A 15,771-nucleotide genomic window follows, 5' to 3' on the forward strand; every position below is an offset into this window, starting at 1 on the left:
GGGGCCTCCCTTACAGGACGAAGGTGGCGGTGATGCGAATGGGGCGGGTGGTCAGGACCCCGTTGGGCGTCCAGGTGCGCAGCACGATGTCGCCGGTGTTGAGCAGGGCGGCGCTGCCCGCGCCGACGCCGTCGGAGGCCAAGGTCTCCAGATTGATCGGGGAGCGCCAGCCGACGGGCAGCGTGCAGACGGTTTCGTCGGTGATGTTGCCGTTGGCGGGGGCGGTGATGTCGGCGCCGGAACGGGTGACGTTGACGTTGAGGGTGGCGATGCCCCGGGTCCGGCGGGCGTAGAAGTACGAGACGGTCCAGTTGGCCGCCGCTGTCGCGCCGGTGGTGGTGGTCTCCACCTCCACCGGCGGCTGGTAGTTCACCCAGGCACTGCCGTTCCAACGCTGCAGGACCCCGGCGTTCTCGCGGAACTGCCCGGTGTAGCTGCCCGTGGACAGCGTCCCACTGGGCGCGACGCCGCCGATCTCCTTGGGGTAGGCGACCCACGAGGTGCCGTCCCAGCGCTGGAGGTAGTGGGCGTTGTCGTTGTCCTGGTACTGGCCCGGATAGGCGCCGGACACACCGGCGTTGTTGTAGACGGGCAGGATGCCGCCCGTCGCCACCGTCGTGGTGCGCAGATCGGTGGAGGCGCCGCCGGCCCAGTCGATGCCGCCGGTGCCCGCCGAGGCGCCGGCCTTCACCTTGACGCTGAACAGCACCAGGGAGCGGGCCGGCGCGGGGGGCGCGACCGGTGCCGCCTTCGGCTCGCCCTTGACGATCTCCACGACGGCCTCGTACCTGCCCTGGAGGTCGATGTCGTTGTCGTACACGCGCAGGACGACGAGGTCGATGCGCGGGTTCAGCGCGTCGCCGTCGGTGAAGGTGATCGTCATGTCCTGGTCGAGGGCCACCGGGTAGGCGCCGTCGGAGTTGCCGCCCTGGATGACGGCCTTGCCGGCGTAGACGGTGGCCGTCATCGGGCCGGTGGAGCTCATCCACAGGCCGCCGACCCGGTACTTGCCGTCGATGGTTCCGGGCAGGATGCCCGACCGCACGCCGAGCGGGTTGACGGGGGTGGTAGCGCCGATGTTGGTGATGCGGGTGTGCTGTCGGGACTGACCGGTGGGTGTCAGCCAGCCGGAGCGTACGGGCATGGGGTCTCCTGGAGGGAAGGACGGTCGGGCGGCGGCTTCGCGGGTCAGTACTGCGGCGTGACCTGGATGAAGGTGTTGTCGAACCAGGCCCGGATGTTGGCGTGGGAGGTCCGGTAGTACGCCGTGACGGTGTAGGTCGCGCCCGGGGTCAGGGTGTGCAGCCGCTGCGTCGTCGAGACCGCGATGGCGTTCACCGGGTCGGCGGACCGGGAGTTCACGACGCTGAGCTCGTCCTCCAGCTCCCGGTGGACGTTGGTGCCCTGCATGACGCGGATGCCCATGAAGCCCGTGCAGGAGGCGTTGGTGCCGGAGGCCAGGACCAGTTCGATCCGGGAGCCGAAGCTGACGAGTGCCTGGCGGGTCTCCGGGGCGACGAAGGTCACCGACAGCGGGTTCTCGGCGCGCTCGGTCAGCGTGTTCACGTACGTCGTCGAGACGGTGTAACCCGCGTCGAGCGAGTCGTTGAAGTACGGACCCGGGTACGCGGACACCCACGCCGAACCGGTCCACCGCTGGAGCGGGCCGGCGTTGGTGGCCCGGTACTGGCCGCTGTAGCTGCCCGGGGTCGACGCGCTCACGGAGGTCGGGACGACGCCGCCCAGCGCCTGCGGGTACGCCACCCACTTGCCGCCGTCCCAGCGCTGGAGCTGGCTGGCCGGCAGGTCCTGGTCCTGGTACTGGCCCGGGTAGGCGCCCGGCGCCACCACGCCCTCGACCGGCAGGATGCCGCCGGCGGAGACGACGGAGGTCCGCAGGTCCTTGAGGGCGGTGTTCCACGGGATGCCGCCGTTGCCCGCGCTGGCGCCGGCCGGCACGGTCACCTCGTACAGCGGCAGGCTACGGGGCGGAGCGGCCGGGGCCTTCGGCGTCGCACCGGCCTGGCCCTGGATGACCTCGACCACGGCCTCGTTGCGGGTGCCCTCGTAGAGCTTGTCGTAGATCCGCAGGACGACGAGGTCGATGCGACCGTACTGGGCGTCGCCCGCGGTGAAGGTGACCTGCTGGGAGAGCGGCAGGGCCACCGGGTAGACGCCCTGCGAGATGTCGCCCTGGATCACGGCGCGGCCCTCGGAGACGGTCGCCGCCATGGCGGAGGCGCCCGTCATCCAGAAGCCGGACAGCCGGTACTTGCCGTCGTAGGAGCCCGGCAGGATGCCGGAGCGGACCTGGACGGGGTTGAGCGCATTGGTCGCGCCGATCTGGGTGAGACGCGTGTCCTCGCGGGTCTGGCCGGTCTCGAGGACCCAGCTACTGCGCAGGTTCATGAGGTTCTCCAATCGGGAAGCGGTGGGAGGTTCAGGACTTGAGCCACTCGGCGGTCAGGACGCAGGCGTAGCCGGAGCCGCCGAGGGTCTTGATCGCCGCCGTGTGGTTGTGGAAGCCGGCAAGCTGGACCGTGGCGCCGGCGGCGAGCTTGAACAGGCCCTGCCCGCCCACGGAGATGGCCCCGTTGCCGGCGGGCGTGAGCCATGTCGCCCGGGACTGGCCGACGCCGCCGATCACGAGGCGGGCGCCGCGCATGCCGGTCGCGGAGTCGCCCTGCCAGGTGACGTGGCCGGCGATACGCCACCAGCCCGCACGCGGGATGGTGTAGGTGTTGCTGCCGTTCCAGCCGGCGGCGTCGTCGGCCTCCACCGTCGGCATGGTGATCGGCGTCCAGGTGTTGGCCGCGACGCTCTGCTGCTGGGAGGTCGTCCACTGGGTGGCGGCGAAGAGGATCTTCGCCGCGCCCTCGGCGTACTGCCAGGCGGAGCCGTCCCAGCGCTGGAGACCCGCCGAACTGTCGCGGTACTGGCCGGTGTAACCGCCGGAGGTCGTCCCGCTGGGTGCGATGCCGCCGAGTGCCTTCGGGTACGAGACCCAAGTGGCGCCGTCCCAACGCTGCAGGGCGCCGCCGGCGTCGCGGTACTGACCCGCGTAGGCCCCCTTGAAACCGCTGGTGGGCACGATGCCGCCGAGCGCGACGACCGGCCAGTGCTGGGTGGTCACGTGGCTGCCGGTCCCGGTCCAGACGATGCCGCCGGTACCGGCGGAGGTGCCCTTGGGCACCTTCACCGTGTAGAGCGGCTGTGTGCTGCCCGGGCCGCTCGCCGGGGCGACCGGGGCGGCCGCCGGGGTGCCCTTGACCAGGCGGATGACGGACTCGGTGACGCCGGTCTTGTCGTAGTCGTTGTCGACGACCGCCAGTTCGATGAGATCGATCCGGTCGTACTGCGCATCACCGTCGTCGATGGTGAGGGTTTCCGGCGAGATGGCGCTCACCAGGTAGGCGCCCTGACGGGTGTCCTTGCCCTGGATGATCGCCCGCCCGGTGCCGATGGTGCACTGCATGGGAGCCGTCCCGGTCAGGACGAAGCCACCCGGAACGATGCCCGGCCGGGAGCGCAGCGGGGTCTCCTCGGGAGTCTGGCCGGTGGGGGTGAGCAGGGCGGCCAGCGTGAGGCGGGTGTCCTCACGGGTCTGGCCGGTGGGCTGGAGCCAAGCGGCGCGAACGGACATGGTTCACCTCTCCTGAGCGGTCGGGGGCTGTGGACGGGGATCACCACTCGGCGCTGCGCCAGCGGACCGTCATCAGTGCCTCGGGGCTGTCGTCCGGCCGGAACGAGAGCTCCGCGCGGCCGGGTTCGAGCAGGAACAGTTCCTCGGGGCTGGAATCGGCCATGGCGGTGTGGCGGCGGGAGGCGGTGCCGTTCAGGGTGACCGTGCCGTTGGCGGTGTCGACGACGAGCTCGTCGCCGGTGGCCAGGTCGATCGCGTAGCGCAGCCGGCGCTTGCTGACCCGCTCGGTGACGGTCGGCATGGAGCACGGGCCGCGGAAGGTGATCACCGGGTGGGTGGCGGCGGAGCCGGTGTTCTCGGCGACGACGTCACCGGTGGAGGTGGCCTGGCCCCAGTCGAGCGGCCAGGTCAGCGGCCAGTTCAGCCCCAGCTCCGGCTGCGGGGCGACCGTGGAGACGGTCTGCTCGGTGACCGCGTAGCGGCGCGGGTCGGAGGCCAGCCACTGGATGGACATCTTGGAGCTGCCCTGGGTGGCGAAACCCTGGTCGGCCGGGACCACCCGCTGGGCGATCCGGGCGCGGACGGTCAGCATCTCGCCGTGCAGCCGTACGGTGAGCCAGCGCTCCTCGTCGAGCAGGGCGAGCGCCTGGCGCAGCGCGCGGATGGCCTCGGTGGCCCCGCCGTACTCCGGCATCAGGACGATCGTGCCGCCGATCTTGCGGGGCTTGGCGTAGCGGGAGCCGGGCCAGGCGCCGTGCGAGGTGGGGCGTTCGGCGTCGGAGGAGTCGTACTCCGGCAGGTCCTCCCAGCCGGAGAGGCCGGAGCGGTCGATAGCGAACGGCGTACCGGGGCCGATGAGAAGCCCGGCCCACTGGATCTGCCCGTCCTGGGTGATCAGTGAGCCGGGCGCGAGGTCGGCGGTGAAGCTGTTGCTTCCGGCGTATGCGGTTGTGGTCTCGGCCATGGGGCCGTCACCTCACTTCTGAGGGGGTGTCGGGTGGGCGTTCAGCAGTGGGCGGACGCGAGGAACAGCAGGTCCTCGGCGGTCGACCGGGGGCCGGCGCCCGGCTTCTCGTGGAACTCCCGGATGCGGTGGGGCGGTCGGGGCGCCTCGGTGACGGCCGGGACACGACGGTTCTCGAGCACGGTGAGCGGATCGATGCGCCAGCCCTCGGTGGAGCCGGGGAAGACGACACCGCCCTCGGCGAGCATCGGGATCTTGTCGATGTCGACGCCGAACTTCTTGCCGAGGAGTTCGAAGCTCAGCTCGTTGAGGCCGTCGATGATCCAGTTGGCGAAGGCGATGAGACCGTTGATGGGTCCCTTGACGACGCCGAGCACAGCGCTCAGGGCACCCTTGATGAGCTCGCCCATGCCGCGCAGGGCCTTGGCCACGGCGTCCTTGGCGTGCCGGAAGAAGCCGGGGATCTTGTCCGTGATGAAGGTCAGGATCGGCTTGACCGCGTTCTTGATCGCCCCCATGGTGCGGGAGGCGATCCCGCGCATGGCGTTGAGGGCGGAGCCGATCGCGCTGCCGATCCTCTTGATGCCGTCGATCGCGGCGCCGATGCCCTTGAGGGCGGCCTTGAAGAGGGTCAGATACGCCTTGACGTAGGTCCCGACGGCCTTGCCGATGAGCGTGATGATCGGCTGGAGGAACTTCCAGACCGACTGGAAGCCCTTCAACGCGGCCTGGAAGACCTGCTTCATGATCTTCTGGCCGGTCTTGCTCTGCATCGCGTACTCGATGAGCCAGGCGGCGACGGGTACGAGGATGCCGACCAGGAAGCCGATCGGGTTGGCGCGCATGGCGACGTTGATGCCGGTCATGGCAACGGCGGCAACGGTCATGACCGTGCCGTAGGTGCCCATCAGGCCGGTGATGATGTCGGTGACGGGGAGCAGCGGCGCAAGGATCGACAGGATGCCGCCGATCGCGGGCCCGAACTTGGCGGCGGCCGTACGGGCCTTGCCGGCGGCGGCGCCGAACTTCTTGACGCCGGCGCCGGCGTTGGACCGCTGGATCCTGCCGAGGGAGGTCGCGGTGCCGGAGGCGGTGGTGCCGAGGGTGCGGAGGGGCGTGCCGGCGGTGCGGAGGTCGGAGGCGAACCGGGAGACGCCGCCGGCCGCCTGCTGGACGTTGCTCTTGAGCCGCTTGAGCGAGTCGCCGGCCTGGCCGGCGCCCTGCCGCAGGGAGGACATCACCGGAGTCACCGCCCTGAAGCGCGGCATGGCGACTACGGCGGCACTCATCCGCGTGCCTTCGCCAGGTACATCAGCGCGTCCGCGGTGGACTGCGGGTCACTGCCACGGGCCGCGTGGTAGTGCTCGATGTGCAGTCCGACGCCCTTGCCCTGGCCGCCCGGGGCGTGCGCCGCCATGCGGGCGCGGCGGGCGGTGAGGGCGAGCAGCCGGTCCAGCTTGGACAGCGGCAGGACGGCCTCCGCCTCGCCGGCCTCGGCGAGGATCGCCGGGACACCGCCGGCGCGCGGCATGACGACACCACCGGTGGCGAGCATCGGGATGGTCGGGATGTTCACGCCGAAGGTCTTGCCGCCGACGATGGGCACCCAGCTCGGGACGCTGACCTTGACGCCGTTGACGGCGCTGATCATCCGGTTGATCAGGCCGATGACGGCGTTGATCGGGCCGGACACACCGCTCTTGATGCCCTCGAACGCCCGGGACGCGATGTCCTTGAGGCCGTTCCAGATGGAGGACATCTTCTCCTTGACGGCGCTGAACGCCTTGGGGATGGCCGTCTTGATCCAGTTCACCACCGGGGTGATGACGGCCTTGATGCCCTTCCAGACGGAGCTGACGACCGTCTTGATCGCCTTCATGACCGTGGTGATGACCGTCTTCCAGATCTTCACGTAGGTCTTGATGACGGTGGCGACGGCCTTGACGACGGTGGAGATGGCCTTCTTGATGCCGTTCCAGACCGTCTTGATCAGTTGGCCGGCCTTCTTCATGATCGGGCCGACGGCCTTCATGACCGAACTGATGACGGTCTTGATGGCGTCGAATGCCTTCTTGAGGACCTTCTGCATCGTCTTCGACTGCAGAGCCATGTCGACGATCTTCTCGATCAGCGGCATGAAGAGTTCGATGAGACGGGCGAGGAAATTGCCCTTCATCGACTTGTTGAGCTTGTCCTGGCCCTTGGCGGCCTTGCCGGCGCCGGACTCGTACTTGCCGAGCTTCTTCCCGGCGGTCTCGGCGGTCCTGCCCGCCTTGGACATGGCCTTTTCGGCGTTGTCCGAGGCGGTCTTGAGGTTCTTGAGCTGGGTGTTGGAGCCCTGGGCGTTGGTCTTGAGGGTCTTGAGCTGCCCGGACGCGGACTTGCCGGCGTCACCGACCTTCTTGACGGAAGTGCCGGCGCCGGAGGCGTGGGTCTTGAGGCCGCGAAGGGCGTCGGCCGCCCTCTTCGTGGAGTTGCTGAGAGACATGGGTTACCTCCTTTCGGGGTGAGGCGGGATCAGATGGCGGCGGCGGCCTGCTGAGCGGCCGTCTTGAGGCTGTCGAAAGCTCGGCCGACCTCCAGCCCTGCCTTGGCCAGCCGCTCGGCCGACTTGGCGGCGGAGGAGAGGGTGCGGGCCTTGGGGAGCTCCTGCCAGCGCTGCGGCTCGAGGTGCTGCTGGGCGCCGACGAGCTTGCCGATCACCCTGGCGAGTTCCCGGATGGTGGCGGGCTTGGACTTGTCGACGGCCTTGTTGAGCTTGTCGAGCTTGCGCGCGTCCGGCACCTTCGTCGGATCGAAGGAGTTGATCGCCTGGGCGACCTTGTCGATCTTCTCCGCGTTGGAGGCGGTGATGGCGTCGTTGATCTTGCTGACACCCTCCGCCGTCTTGGCCATCGTGCGAGGACTCGGGAACTTGGTGACGGCCTTGTTGAAGTTGATGATCCGTCGGTTGATGTCGCCGAGTGCCTGCTTGAGCTCGTTCAGACGCGCCGCATCCGGAGGGTCGGTGAGGACGACCGCGGCGCCTTGGAGTTCCCGGTCCTTGACGTTCTGAAGGGGTTGGCGCTGGATCCGGGTCTGGGTCTCGTTGAGGGCGTAGACGTCCCCCTTGAACATCTTGCTCTGGAGCCAGCGGAAGCCGTCGAGTATCAGTCTCCGGAAGACGATGACCAGACCGCCGATGATCAGCGGGACGACGATGCCGGAGAGCGCGGACCAGAAGTAGTTCCACCTGTTTTCGTGGTCCTCGTGGAACTTCTCGACCGCGGCGCCGACTCCGTCCAGCCCGAAGGCCTCGAGAAGCTCGGACGACTGTTCCTTCTGAAGCTCCTCGTACATCTCAGCGAATCGCTTGACGAAGTTGAACGGCAGCATGGCGTCTGTGACGATCTTGGGCGACTCGTCGATGAGGGTCGCCTTGAGCTTGGTGACGAGGAACGGTTCTTCCTTGGGCTGCTTTTTGGGGTCCTTTTCCTGGTGGTCTCCGTCGTATTTCGCCATGATGCGCGCCTCGTCGTAGAGGAGGAGCGCCTTAAGCTCGCTGATTTCCGCAGAGATATCCCAATTGCTTTTGTCTGTCATGTTTCGCTCCGCTTCCGGCCGATGAGGCCATGCGCCGAAAGCCCCTGCCGTGAGAATCCCGGCAGGGGCTCGTGCGTGTGGGGGCGTACGGGCGGCTAGGCGTCCTCGTCCCGGCGGGAGCCGCGGCGGACCGTTGCGAGGGCGTCGTTCCAGCCCGCCGCGTAGGCGGCCGCCTCGCGCTGGTTGACCTCGGCGTACAGCGTGCCGAGCAACGCTCTCTTGTCGAGGGCGGCGGGTCCGTTCAGGAGCTGGGCGAGGCGGTCCTCGAGAGGGATGTGCGGTCGCGATGCCTCGGCCTGCTGAGCCATGGACGCCTGCCTTCCGGTTGCTTGCCCGTGCGTGCGTGGCGGCGCCGCGGAGTGAGGCGGGGGCACCACGTTTTCGAACTACTGTGCGAACAGAGTGTGGAACATCTGTTCGAGGTTTGTCGAGCGGGAAACGCCTGACGGCGTGTCTTCAGGTCAACTGGCCACGTGCGTTGGACCACGCACGGTGCGTGTGTTCGACCGGGGTACTCTGGAGGACGCGTTCCCGGGCCTGACACAGTCGGGGGGCGAGGGGCGCGAGGGGCGCGTGGGGACCCCAGGGGGCTGGAAGGCAGTGCGGACGCATGGAATCGGAGCCGGGAGCTAACCGGCGGGAGCGAGTCATCGACTGGCTCGAGTCCCACCCGGACCTGCCCCATCTCTTCGCGCGACTCGCCGAGCTGGTCCACGTCCACGGATACGACCCCGAGGACCTGGTGGTCATGCCCCGTTCCGAGGTCGACCGCCGCGAGACGGCCGCCTTCACGGCCGGCTGGGCCGAGGCCGTTTCCGACGAATTGCCCCGTATCCGCCGCGAGTACGAGAAGCGCGTCGCCGACGCCTACGCTCAGGGTCAGGGTGACGCGCGTGGAATCCGGCGCCCCCAGCGGCGTATCGATGCGAACGCGAATCCGGAGGGCGCCCGGGTCATCCCGCTGCCCTTCGCCCGGCTGCTCGAACCGCCGGCCGTGGTCGTCCAGGCCGAGGAACGGGTGCGCCGGGAGCGCGAGTTGTTCGAGCAGCGCCCCGAGCCGGAGCCCGAGCCGGAGCCGGTGCACGAGTCCGGACCGGAACGCGGGCGCAAGCCCGATGCCGATCCCGATCGCGAGCCGGTCCGTGAGCCGGAGCCCGAGTCCGAGCCCGCCACCGACCCCGCGCCCGAACCCGAGGCCGACGTCCTGCTGACGGCGCAGGAGAGCCGCGCCCGCCGCAACGCCCAGCCGGTCCGCAAGGTCGCCCGCCGCAAGGGCGGCCGCCCCATCGTGCCCCCGCTCGCCGGCGTGCCCCATCAGGGCGGGGCCGGTTCCGAGCGGCGCGGCGGCGAGTCCGGCGAACCGGACGCGCGCGCGGGCGTGCGCGGGCGTCGGCTCTCCGAGCGGGCCAGGGCCCTGGAGGAGGACCTGACCGCCCAGCGAGCACAGGAAGAGCCCCCGGAGCCCGCTCCCTGACGGGAACGGGCTCCGAGGGCCGTGGGGGTGGCGCGGGGGGCCTGGTGGTCAGCCGAAGAAGCGGGCGAGAGCACCGGGGGTGACCGCCTCGGGGGCGGTTTCCTCCGTGGTGTCCCCGTCCGGCTCCTCGCCGTCCTCCTCCTTGACGCCGGGACGTGGCACAGGCTTCGGGAAGTCGGGCTGGTCACTGTCCTCGTCGGAGTTGACCATCTGGAACATCCAGTTCGAGACAGCCAGATGGTCCACCGTCGCGGCGAGCAGGTGGTCGGTGATCGACCACTCCGCCGCCTCCCCGTGGATCTGCCGCTGTACGGCCCCGTCCTGCGGAAGGTGCTTGATGAGCACCATCAGGCGCCGGCTGGAGAGGTCTCCCCGGTACCAGTCGAGGAGATCGGTGTCGTAATAGCGGAGGAGATCCGCCTCAAGGGCCTCGGCGTGTTCGTCGACGAACTCGACGAGGCTCAGTCTTCCCCCAGGCCGAGCCCGGTCTCCTTGCCGTATGCCTCGAGGATCGCGGCGATGTCCTGCATCGTGAGGTCGTGCTCCTCGAAGCGGGCGAACTGCTCCTCACCCATCAGGAGCGCGAGCAGACCGTCCACGTCGTTGTCGTCGAGCTTGCGCAGCGCCTTCGCGGTCTTGCGGGACAGCTCGGTGGGAAGCGTGAAGGACTCGCCGTCCAGCTCGAAGGACCAGGTGCGGCCGTGGGCCTCCAGTCGCTGGGCGCGAGCGGCGTTGACGTCGAAACGGGCCATGGTGTGCGTACTCCTTGTTCGCGTGGTTCGCGTGGATGACTGAGGAGAGGGGGCGGGGCGGGACGGCGGTGTGCCGTCCCGCCCCGGGTGGGACTGGATCAGACGGTCGCGCTGTACTGGTTGTCCTTCATCAGGAAGGTGGCCAGCGGCTTGCCCGCGCCGTTCGACATGGCGGAGAAGGTGATGCCCAGGGTCGACGCGGCCTTACGGGCCAGCTTGATGTCGTCGGACGCGGTGACCTGGCCGCGCGGGATGACGAAGCGGTACGTGACCGCGGTGCCACCGGCCTTGACGTCGGTGAACTCCAGGCCGAGGGCGCGCACGTCCGCGAACGGACGCTCGGCGATCTCGTACTTGAAGACCTCGGTCGAGGTGGCCGGCTCGGGAGCGACCTTGCCACCGCCCATGAAGAACGGAAGCGTGTCCTCGTTGAACTGGAGCATCGAGAACTTCAGCGAGAGGTCACGGGCCGAGTAGATGTAGTGGACCGGGGAGACCGACTGCCAGGCGTCGATGGCCTCCAGCTTGTCCTTCTTGGAGAAGGTGACACCGTCGCCGGTGGTGTAGCCGAGGTCGGTCCAGTCCTTCCAGTCCGCCGCGGCGTCGGTGCCGAAGGACGGGATGGCGGTGTCGGCCTTGGCGACGAAGAGCTTGCCTACGCCGGCGACGCGGATCTCGGCGGAGTTGTTTCCTGCCATGGTGGGTTTCTCCTTGGTGAGAGGGTGAGGGCACCGTCCCGGCCGGAGGGATTCCGGTTCCGGGTACGGCAAAGGCCCCGCCGGTGTGACGGGGCCTGGTCTGTGGGGGCGTCGTCCGAGGACGACGCCGGGGGAGCGCTCCTGGGCGTCCGGAAGATCCGGGAGATCTAGAAGACGTTCAGGGAGAGCTGGATGACGCAGAGGTAGCGGTTGGCGCCCCGGTAGAGGTAGTCGGGCAGCCAGCGGGGCCCGTCCTGCTCCTCGACGTCGCTGACGAAGTTCACGCCGATCGTCTTGCCGATGGTGGCGAGCAGCGCGCGCCGGGCGGCGTTGGCGGTGATGTGGGCCGCGTTCTTGGTCGGCCCGTACACCTCGAACTCGATCAGCGGCTTGTCGACGTGCAGGTCGCCGATCCAGGCGCCGCCGCGGCGGTTCACCAGGACGGCGTTCTGCGTGCCGTCGAAACCGGCCGGCGCCTGCACGGCGATCGTGACGCCGGCCAGGGCCGGGTCGGCCTTGAGGACGTCGACGACCAGCTTCTCGACGTCTGGGAAAGCACTCGGGGGAGTGGTCATGACGAGCTCCTCGGTGGAAGGGGAGGGCGGGACGGGTGGTGCGGGGGTGCTGCGTGAGGTGGTGCGGGGGCCGTCCGGGGCGCTCGACGCGGGCGAAGGGGGAAGGGGCGCGGAGCGCTCCCGGACGGCGAACGGCGGAGCCTGCGGCCCGTCTCGCGGGCACAGCTCCGCCGCTGCACCAACTGTGACAGAGAGCGTGCGCGCACGCAACTAGTTCGGTGAAATCATCTCTCGGTCGCCTCTGTCCGGGGCGATCCCCTGCTCTAGGTTGGGCTGCGTACAACGGAAGCGGAGGCGCGGGGACATGAGCTGGTACGTACTGGTGGAAGCCAACGAGTCGTACAGCGGCGACGACCGATGGGAACTGGTGGCCAAGGTCCCCGTCGACGGCGGGAGGGAAGCGGCCGTCGCCCACGCCGAGGAGATGAGCCAGACCTATACGCGGGGAACCGCCCCGGAGAGACAGGGCCGTCTCGTGTTCCGCACGTCGCCGACCAGTTGGCTCGTCGAGCTGAGCAGGTCGGTCTGGTACGACGGCTCAAGGACTCCCACCACGCTCACCCGGCACTTGCGCATCTCTGTCGCCGAACTGCTGCTCGCGCGGGAGCCGGTGCCCGCCGAGCCTCCCAAGAAGAGCCGACTACGCCGGTGACCGCCCGTCGGATGGTCAGAGAGCCATCCCGGCACCTGCGGAACACCCCGTCGGGGAGCAGTGCGCGGCCGGCCGATAGGTTGGGCTGACGTCGATCCAGGAGCCCTCCATGTCCGCCCCCCGAGCCCGTCTCCTCTATGTCACCGACCTCGCGTATCCGGCCCGCGGGCGGCGCTACTGCGACGAGGACATCGACCTCACCGCCCGGCTCCGCGCCGACTTCGACCTCGCCCTGTGCCACCCGCGCGACGCCGCCGCCCTCATGGACGGCTTCGACGCCGTCGTCGTCCGCAACAGCGGGCCCGTCCTGCACTACCAGGAGACGTACGACGCCTTCCGCGCCAAGGCGACCGCGCTCGGCACCCGCGTCTACAACCCGCTCCACGGCCGCGGCGACATGGCCGGCAAGCGCTACCTGCTCGACCTCACCGCCGCCGGCCACCCCGTCATCCCCACCGTCGACCGCGCCGCCGACCTCGGCCGCCTCCCCGAGGCGGCGGAGTACGTCGTGAAACCCACGGCCGGCGCCGACTCCATAGGGCTGGAGTTCGTGCCGGGCGAGCGCCTCGCGGGGCTCTCGTACGACGGGATCCTCGTCCAGCCGCGGATCGACTTCCGCTACGAGGTGTCCTTCTATTACGTCGACGACCGCTTCCAGTACGCGCTGTACGCCCCCGACCCGGAGCGCCGCTGGGTCCTGGAGCCGTACGACCCCACCGAGGCGGACCTCGCCTTCGCCCGCCGCTTCGTCGACTGGAACACCCTCGACCACGGCATCCAGCGCGTCGACGCCTGCCGCACCCCCGAGGGCGAACTGCTCCTGGTCGAGCTGGAGGACCTCAACCCGTACCTGTCCCTGGACCGGGTGGCCGAGGAGGTCCGGGACCGCTTCGCCGCCGAGATGACCCGCTCCCTGCACGACTTCCTGCGGGCATGACGGCAGGACGGCATGACGAAGCGCCCCGTGTCTCACGTGTGAGACACGGGGCGCTTCGTCAACGGGCTGTTCAGGCGATACGGGGCCTTCGCCGGGCCGCCCGTTCCGCCGCGAAGACGTCCTCCAGGCGGAACAACTGCGCCCGGCCCGCCTTGCCCGCGGCCCGCAGGTGGCCCAACTGCACCCACTTGCGGATGGTCGCCGGGGCGACTCCCGCCTCCTCGGCGGCGAGCGGGCCCGGGATCAGGGCCGGCAGGGACAGCGGCAGCGCGGTCGAGCTCAGCATGAGGTCTCCTTCGTGTCGTCCATCGCCGCTTCGATCTCCTCCGTACGCGCCCCCGACGCGGCCGCGAGCTCGGCCCACTCCTCCTCCGGCCACAGGTGCCGGTAGGACGGGTCGTCCTGGCAGCCGCACGCCGCGTCCGTGCACACGCACGCCGGATTCACGCACAGCACCGCGCGCCGGTCGGGGAAGGCCCGCAGCGACACCGAGTCGCACCAGGGGCAGCGCCCCGCCACCCGTACGACCGTCTCCGCCTCGCCCAGCGTCCGCGCACAGCGGCGCGCCATGCGGCGGATCTCGTCCCGCACGTGGCGGGCGAGCACGGCGTGCTCGGCGACCGCGTCGAGCAGGCCGACCACCCGGCGCAGCCGCTCCACCACCCCGGCCCGGCGGGGCCTCGGCAGCCCGAGCCGCGCGCAGACCGCCTCCTCCAGCTCCACCACGCCGTCGGTGATGTCACGGATGGCGTCGGAGATGTGCAGCCGGATCGGCGCGGCGCCGTGACCGGGCACGACCAGGCCGTGCCGCTGTTCCAGCAGCAGCGCCTCGCGCCGCTCGGTCCGGATCAGCTCGTCGCGCCCCGGGTGCGGCGCGGTCGGCGCACTTCCCGCCGGCGCCCGGCGCCCGGGTGCGAGCTCCTCGGCGAGCTCGGGGAACTGTCGTACGAGGGAGGCGGCCCAGAGCGTGATGTCCCGCAGGACCCGCTCATCGGCGGTGCCGGTTCCGGTGGCCGTGGCGGTTCCGGAGTGGTCGGCGGACTCCGGCATGCGCTCAGCCACGGGGGCCTCCTGCGGGGACGGCACCGGCGAGGGTGCGGAGAGGGGCCGACGTGCCGTCGGACAGGTCGCTCCGGCCGGTGGCCAGGGCCGCCGCGTCCAGCGCGGCCGCCAGTTCCGCGGCCTCGGCCGCTCGCGCGGCCTCCGCGGCCGCCTCGCCCGGGCGGCGGCGGGGCTTCACCGGGCGGCCGTTGCGCCACAGGCGGCCCGCGCAGACGCCGTCGAACCAGCTCTCGGCGGGGGCCACGGCCGCCTCGCACTCGCGGCTGACGGGGCAGACGGCGCAGGCCCGCAGGGCCGGGGCCGCCTCCTTGCCCCGTCGGGAGAAGACGACGTTCGGCGAAAGGCCGGCGCATGCGGCGGCGGCTTGCCATGGGGAGGTGTCGGACAGGTGCAAGGTGGGTCTCCACGTTCCGGGCCCCGGGACCCATGGGGCGTGTGGGGCCCTTGGGACTCAGGAGGCCGACGAGTGCGGCGAGCAGCACGATAGACATGTTGCGTGCGAGCTCGCAACTAGCTTCGGCTGCCATTGATGGAGACGCCTTCACCGATTCGACACGATTGCGTGCCCGAAAGCACGTAATTCCGTGTGCGCAAGCACGCTAAAGTAAGGGGCCCGATGGGTGGGGGAGTAAAAGGGAGCGGTACACACATGAGCACTCAAGGGCTCGACGAATTCGCGGGTTGGGTCGAAGGTCTGATGCGAGCCCGCGGCTACGACATCGACAGCCCCCGCGGCGGAGGAAAGTCCCGGATCGCGGACGAGGCCGGCGTCCATCGCGCGGCCGTGACCCGGCTGCTGCAGCGGCAGAGCATGCCCGACCTGGAGACCATGCGCAGGATCGCCCCGCTCCTCGGGGTGTCCGTCCGCGACATGCTGATCCGGTCGGGGCGCGTGACGCCGGAGGAACTGCCGCTCGCGGCGGACCTGCTGCCGCCGGGCGACTGGCAGCCGACCATGGAGGACTTCGCGCGCTGGCTCGGGGTCCCGGACGAGCGGATGGACGTCTTCGTCAAGGTCGTCACGCAGTTCCTGGAGCCCGAACCGGAGGGCGGCGACGCCCGGGCCACGGGCGAGTCCCGCCGCGCCGCGCAGGACTGAACGCGGTCCCGGATCCCTCCGGGACCGCACCGACCAACCCCGCACCCCGGCCCCGGGCCACGCCGGCGAGAGACCCCCAGGTCCCGCGCCGCCCGTGGCCCGACGGCCCCGACCCCACCGCGCCCGGCCGCCGCGACGACCCCGGCCACGGCCCCACCACGCCCACCGCCGCAGCGATCCCGGCCACGGCTCCACCGCGCCCCGACCACGCGCGGCCGCCGCGACGGTCCCGGCGGCCGTGACGCCCCCGCCCGCAGCGACGATCCCGGCCGCCGCGACGACCCCGGCCACGGCCCCACCGCGCGCCGCCGCGCTGACGACCCCCGCCGCCGC

Annotated in this window: 19 protein-coding genes; 4 read left to right on the forward strand and 15 right to left on the reverse strand. The window is 70.4% G+C overall.

Features of this window, described 5'->3' with window-relative positions; genetic code table 11:
- Positions 1-10: 10 nt before the first annotated feature.
- From ABZ135_RS02155 to ABZ135_RS02190, 8 genes are all read right to left on the reverse strand, one after another.
- Positions 11-1,144, reverse strand: a complete 1,134-nt coding sequence (locus ABZ135_RS02155) for a hypothetical protein (RefSeq protein ID WP_356690874.1) — start codon at positions 1,142-1,144, stop codon at positions 11-13.
- 44 nt (positions 1,145-1,188) lie between these two features.
- Positions 1,189-2,409: a hypothetical protein gene (locus tag ABZ135_RS02160; RefSeq protein ID WP_356690876.1), complete on the reverse strand. Its 1,221-nt coding sequence runs from the start codon at positions 2,407-2,409 to the stop codon at positions 1,189-1,191.
- A 31-nt stretch (positions 2,410-2,440) separates the two neighbouring features.
- Positions 2,441-3,643, reverse strand: coding sequence for a hypothetical protein (locus ABZ135_RS02165; RefSeq protein ID WP_356690878.1), 1,203 nt, complete (start codon positions 3,641-3,643; stop codon positions 2,441-2,443).
- Positions 3,644-3,683: 40 nt separating this feature from the next.
- Positions 3,684-4,607, reverse strand: coding sequence for a phage tail protein (locus ABZ135_RS02170; RefSeq protein ID WP_356690880.1), 924 nt, complete (start codon positions 4,605-4,607; stop codon positions 3,684-3,686).
- A 41-nt stretch (positions 4,608-4,648) separates the two neighbouring features.
- The gene (locus ABZ135_RS02175) at positions 4,649-5,896 is read right to left on the reverse strand and encodes a tape-measure protein (protein WP_356690882.1); all 1,248 of its coding nucleotides are present in this window, start codon (positions 5,894-5,896) and stop codon (positions 4,649-4,651) included.
- Entirely contained in the window at positions 5,893-7,095 is a 1,203-nt protein-coding gene (locus ABZ135_RS02180; protein ID WP_356690884.1) for a phage tail protein, read from the reverse strand. Before ABZ135_RS02180 ends, ABZ135_RS02175 begins: the two co-directional genes overlap by 4 nt.
- A 29-nt stretch (positions 7,096-7,124) precedes the next feature.
- Positions 7,125-8,189 carry a hypothetical protein gene (locus ABZ135_RS02185; protein WP_356690886.1) on the reverse strand — a complete coding sequence of 355 codons (1,065 nt, stop codon included), beginning with the start codon at positions 8,187-8,189 and terminating at the stop codon, positions 7,125-7,127.
- Positions 8,190-8,284: 95 nt separating this feature from the next.
- Entirely contained in the window at positions 8,285-8,497 is a 213-nt protein-coding gene (locus ABZ135_RS02190) for a hypothetical protein (RefSeq protein ID WP_356690888.1), read from the reverse strand.
- Positions 8,498-8,799: 302 nt separating this feature from the next.
- Between ABZ135_RS02190 and ABZ135_RS02195 the strand changes: the two genes are divergently transcribed.
- Positions 8,800-9,663, forward strand: coding sequence for a hypothetical protein (locus ABZ135_RS02195; protein WP_356690890.1), 864 nt, complete (start codon positions 8,800-8,802; stop codon positions 9,661-9,663).
- A gap of 48 nt (positions 9,664-9,711) precedes the next feature.
- Here ABZ135_RS02195 and ABZ135_RS02200 read toward each other — a convergent pair whose 3' ends face one another.
- The 4 genes from ABZ135_RS02200 to ABZ135_RS02215 all read right to left on the reverse strand — a co-directional run bounded on the left by ABZ135_RS02200 (position 9,712) and on the right by ABZ135_RS02215 (position 11,688).
- Complete coding sequence (locus ABZ135_RS02200) at positions 9,712-10,011, reverse strand: hypothetical protein (RefSeq protein WP_356690892.1); 300 nt, start codon at positions 10,009-10,011, stop codon at positions 9,712-9,714.
- A 113-nt stretch (positions 10,012-10,124) separates the two neighbouring features.
- The gene (locus tag ABZ135_RS02205) at positions 10,125-10,415 is read right to left on the reverse strand and encodes a hypothetical protein (RefSeq protein WP_356690894.1); all 291 of its coding nucleotides are present in this window, start codon (positions 10,413-10,415) and stop codon (positions 10,125-10,127) included.
- A 98-nt stretch (positions 10,416-10,513) separates the two neighbouring features.
- Positions 10,514-11,113 carry a phage tail protein gene (locus tag ABZ135_RS02210; RefSeq protein ID WP_356690896.1) on the reverse strand — a complete coding sequence of 200 codons (600 nt, stop codon included), beginning with the start codon at positions 11,111-11,113 and terminating at the stop codon, positions 10,514-10,516.
- A gap of 167 nt (positions 11,114-11,280) precedes the next feature.
- Positions 11,281-11,688 (reverse strand): hypothetical protein, encoded by a 408-nt coding sequence (locus ABZ135_RS02215; RefSeq protein WP_356690898.1) that lies wholly within the window; start codon positions 11,686-11,688, stop codon positions 11,281-11,283.
- 304 nt (positions 11,689-11,992) lie between these two features.
- On the opposite strand from ABZ135_RS02215, the gene ABZ135_RS02220 reads away from it, so the two are divergent.
- Positions 11,993-12,340: a hypothetical protein gene (locus ABZ135_RS02220; protein ID WP_356690900.1), complete on the forward strand. Its 348-nt coding sequence runs from the start codon at positions 11,993-11,995 to the stop codon at positions 12,338-12,340.
- 109 nt (positions 12,341-12,449) lie between these two features.
- Entirely contained in the window at positions 12,450-13,277 is an 828-nt protein-coding gene (locus ABZ135_RS02225; RefSeq protein ID WP_356690902.1) for a hypothetical protein, read from the forward strand.
- A 70-nt stretch (positions 13,278-13,347) separates the two neighbouring features.
- Here the strand turns inward: ABZ135_RS02225 and ABZ135_RS02230 are convergent, their stop codons facing one another.
- The 3 genes from ABZ135_RS02230 to ABZ135_RS02240 are packed head-to-tail and all read right to left on the reverse strand — an operon-like array spanning position 13,348 to position 14,733.
- Positions 13,348-13,563, reverse strand: coding sequence for a hypothetical protein (locus ABZ135_RS02230; RefSeq protein WP_356690904.1), 216 nt, complete (start codon positions 13,561-13,563; stop codon positions 13,348-13,350).
- On the reverse strand, positions 13,557-14,339 hold the full coding sequence (locus ABZ135_RS02235) for a hypothetical protein (RefSeq protein WP_356690906.1): 783 nt from the start codon (positions 14,337-14,339) through the stop codon (positions 13,557-13,559). The genes ABZ135_RS02230 and ABZ135_RS02235 overlap by 7 nt, the downstream gene beginning before the upstream one ends.
- The gene (locus tag ABZ135_RS02240; RefSeq protein WP_356690908.1) at positions 14,332-14,733 is read right to left on the reverse strand and encodes a WhiB family transcriptional regulator; all 402 of its coding nucleotides are present in this window, start codon (positions 14,731-14,733) and stop codon (positions 14,332-14,334) included. Before ABZ135_RS02240 ends, ABZ135_RS02235 begins: the two co-directional genes overlap by 8 nt.
- A gap of 255 nt (positions 14,734-14,988) precedes the next feature.
- Between ABZ135_RS02240 and ABZ135_RS02245 the strand changes: the two genes are divergently transcribed.
- Positions 14,989-15,438: a helix-turn-helix transcriptional regulator gene (locus ABZ135_RS02245; protein WP_356690910.1), complete on the forward strand. Its 450-nt coding sequence runs from the start codon at positions 14,989-14,991 to the stop codon at positions 15,436-15,438.
- The last annotated feature ends 333 nt before the right edge of the window (positions 15,439-15,771 follow it).

The organism is Streptomyces sp. NPDC006339, assembly GCF_040612775.1.
GTDB lineage: Bacteria > Actinomycetota > Actinomycetes > Streptomycetales > Streptomycetaceae > Streptomyces.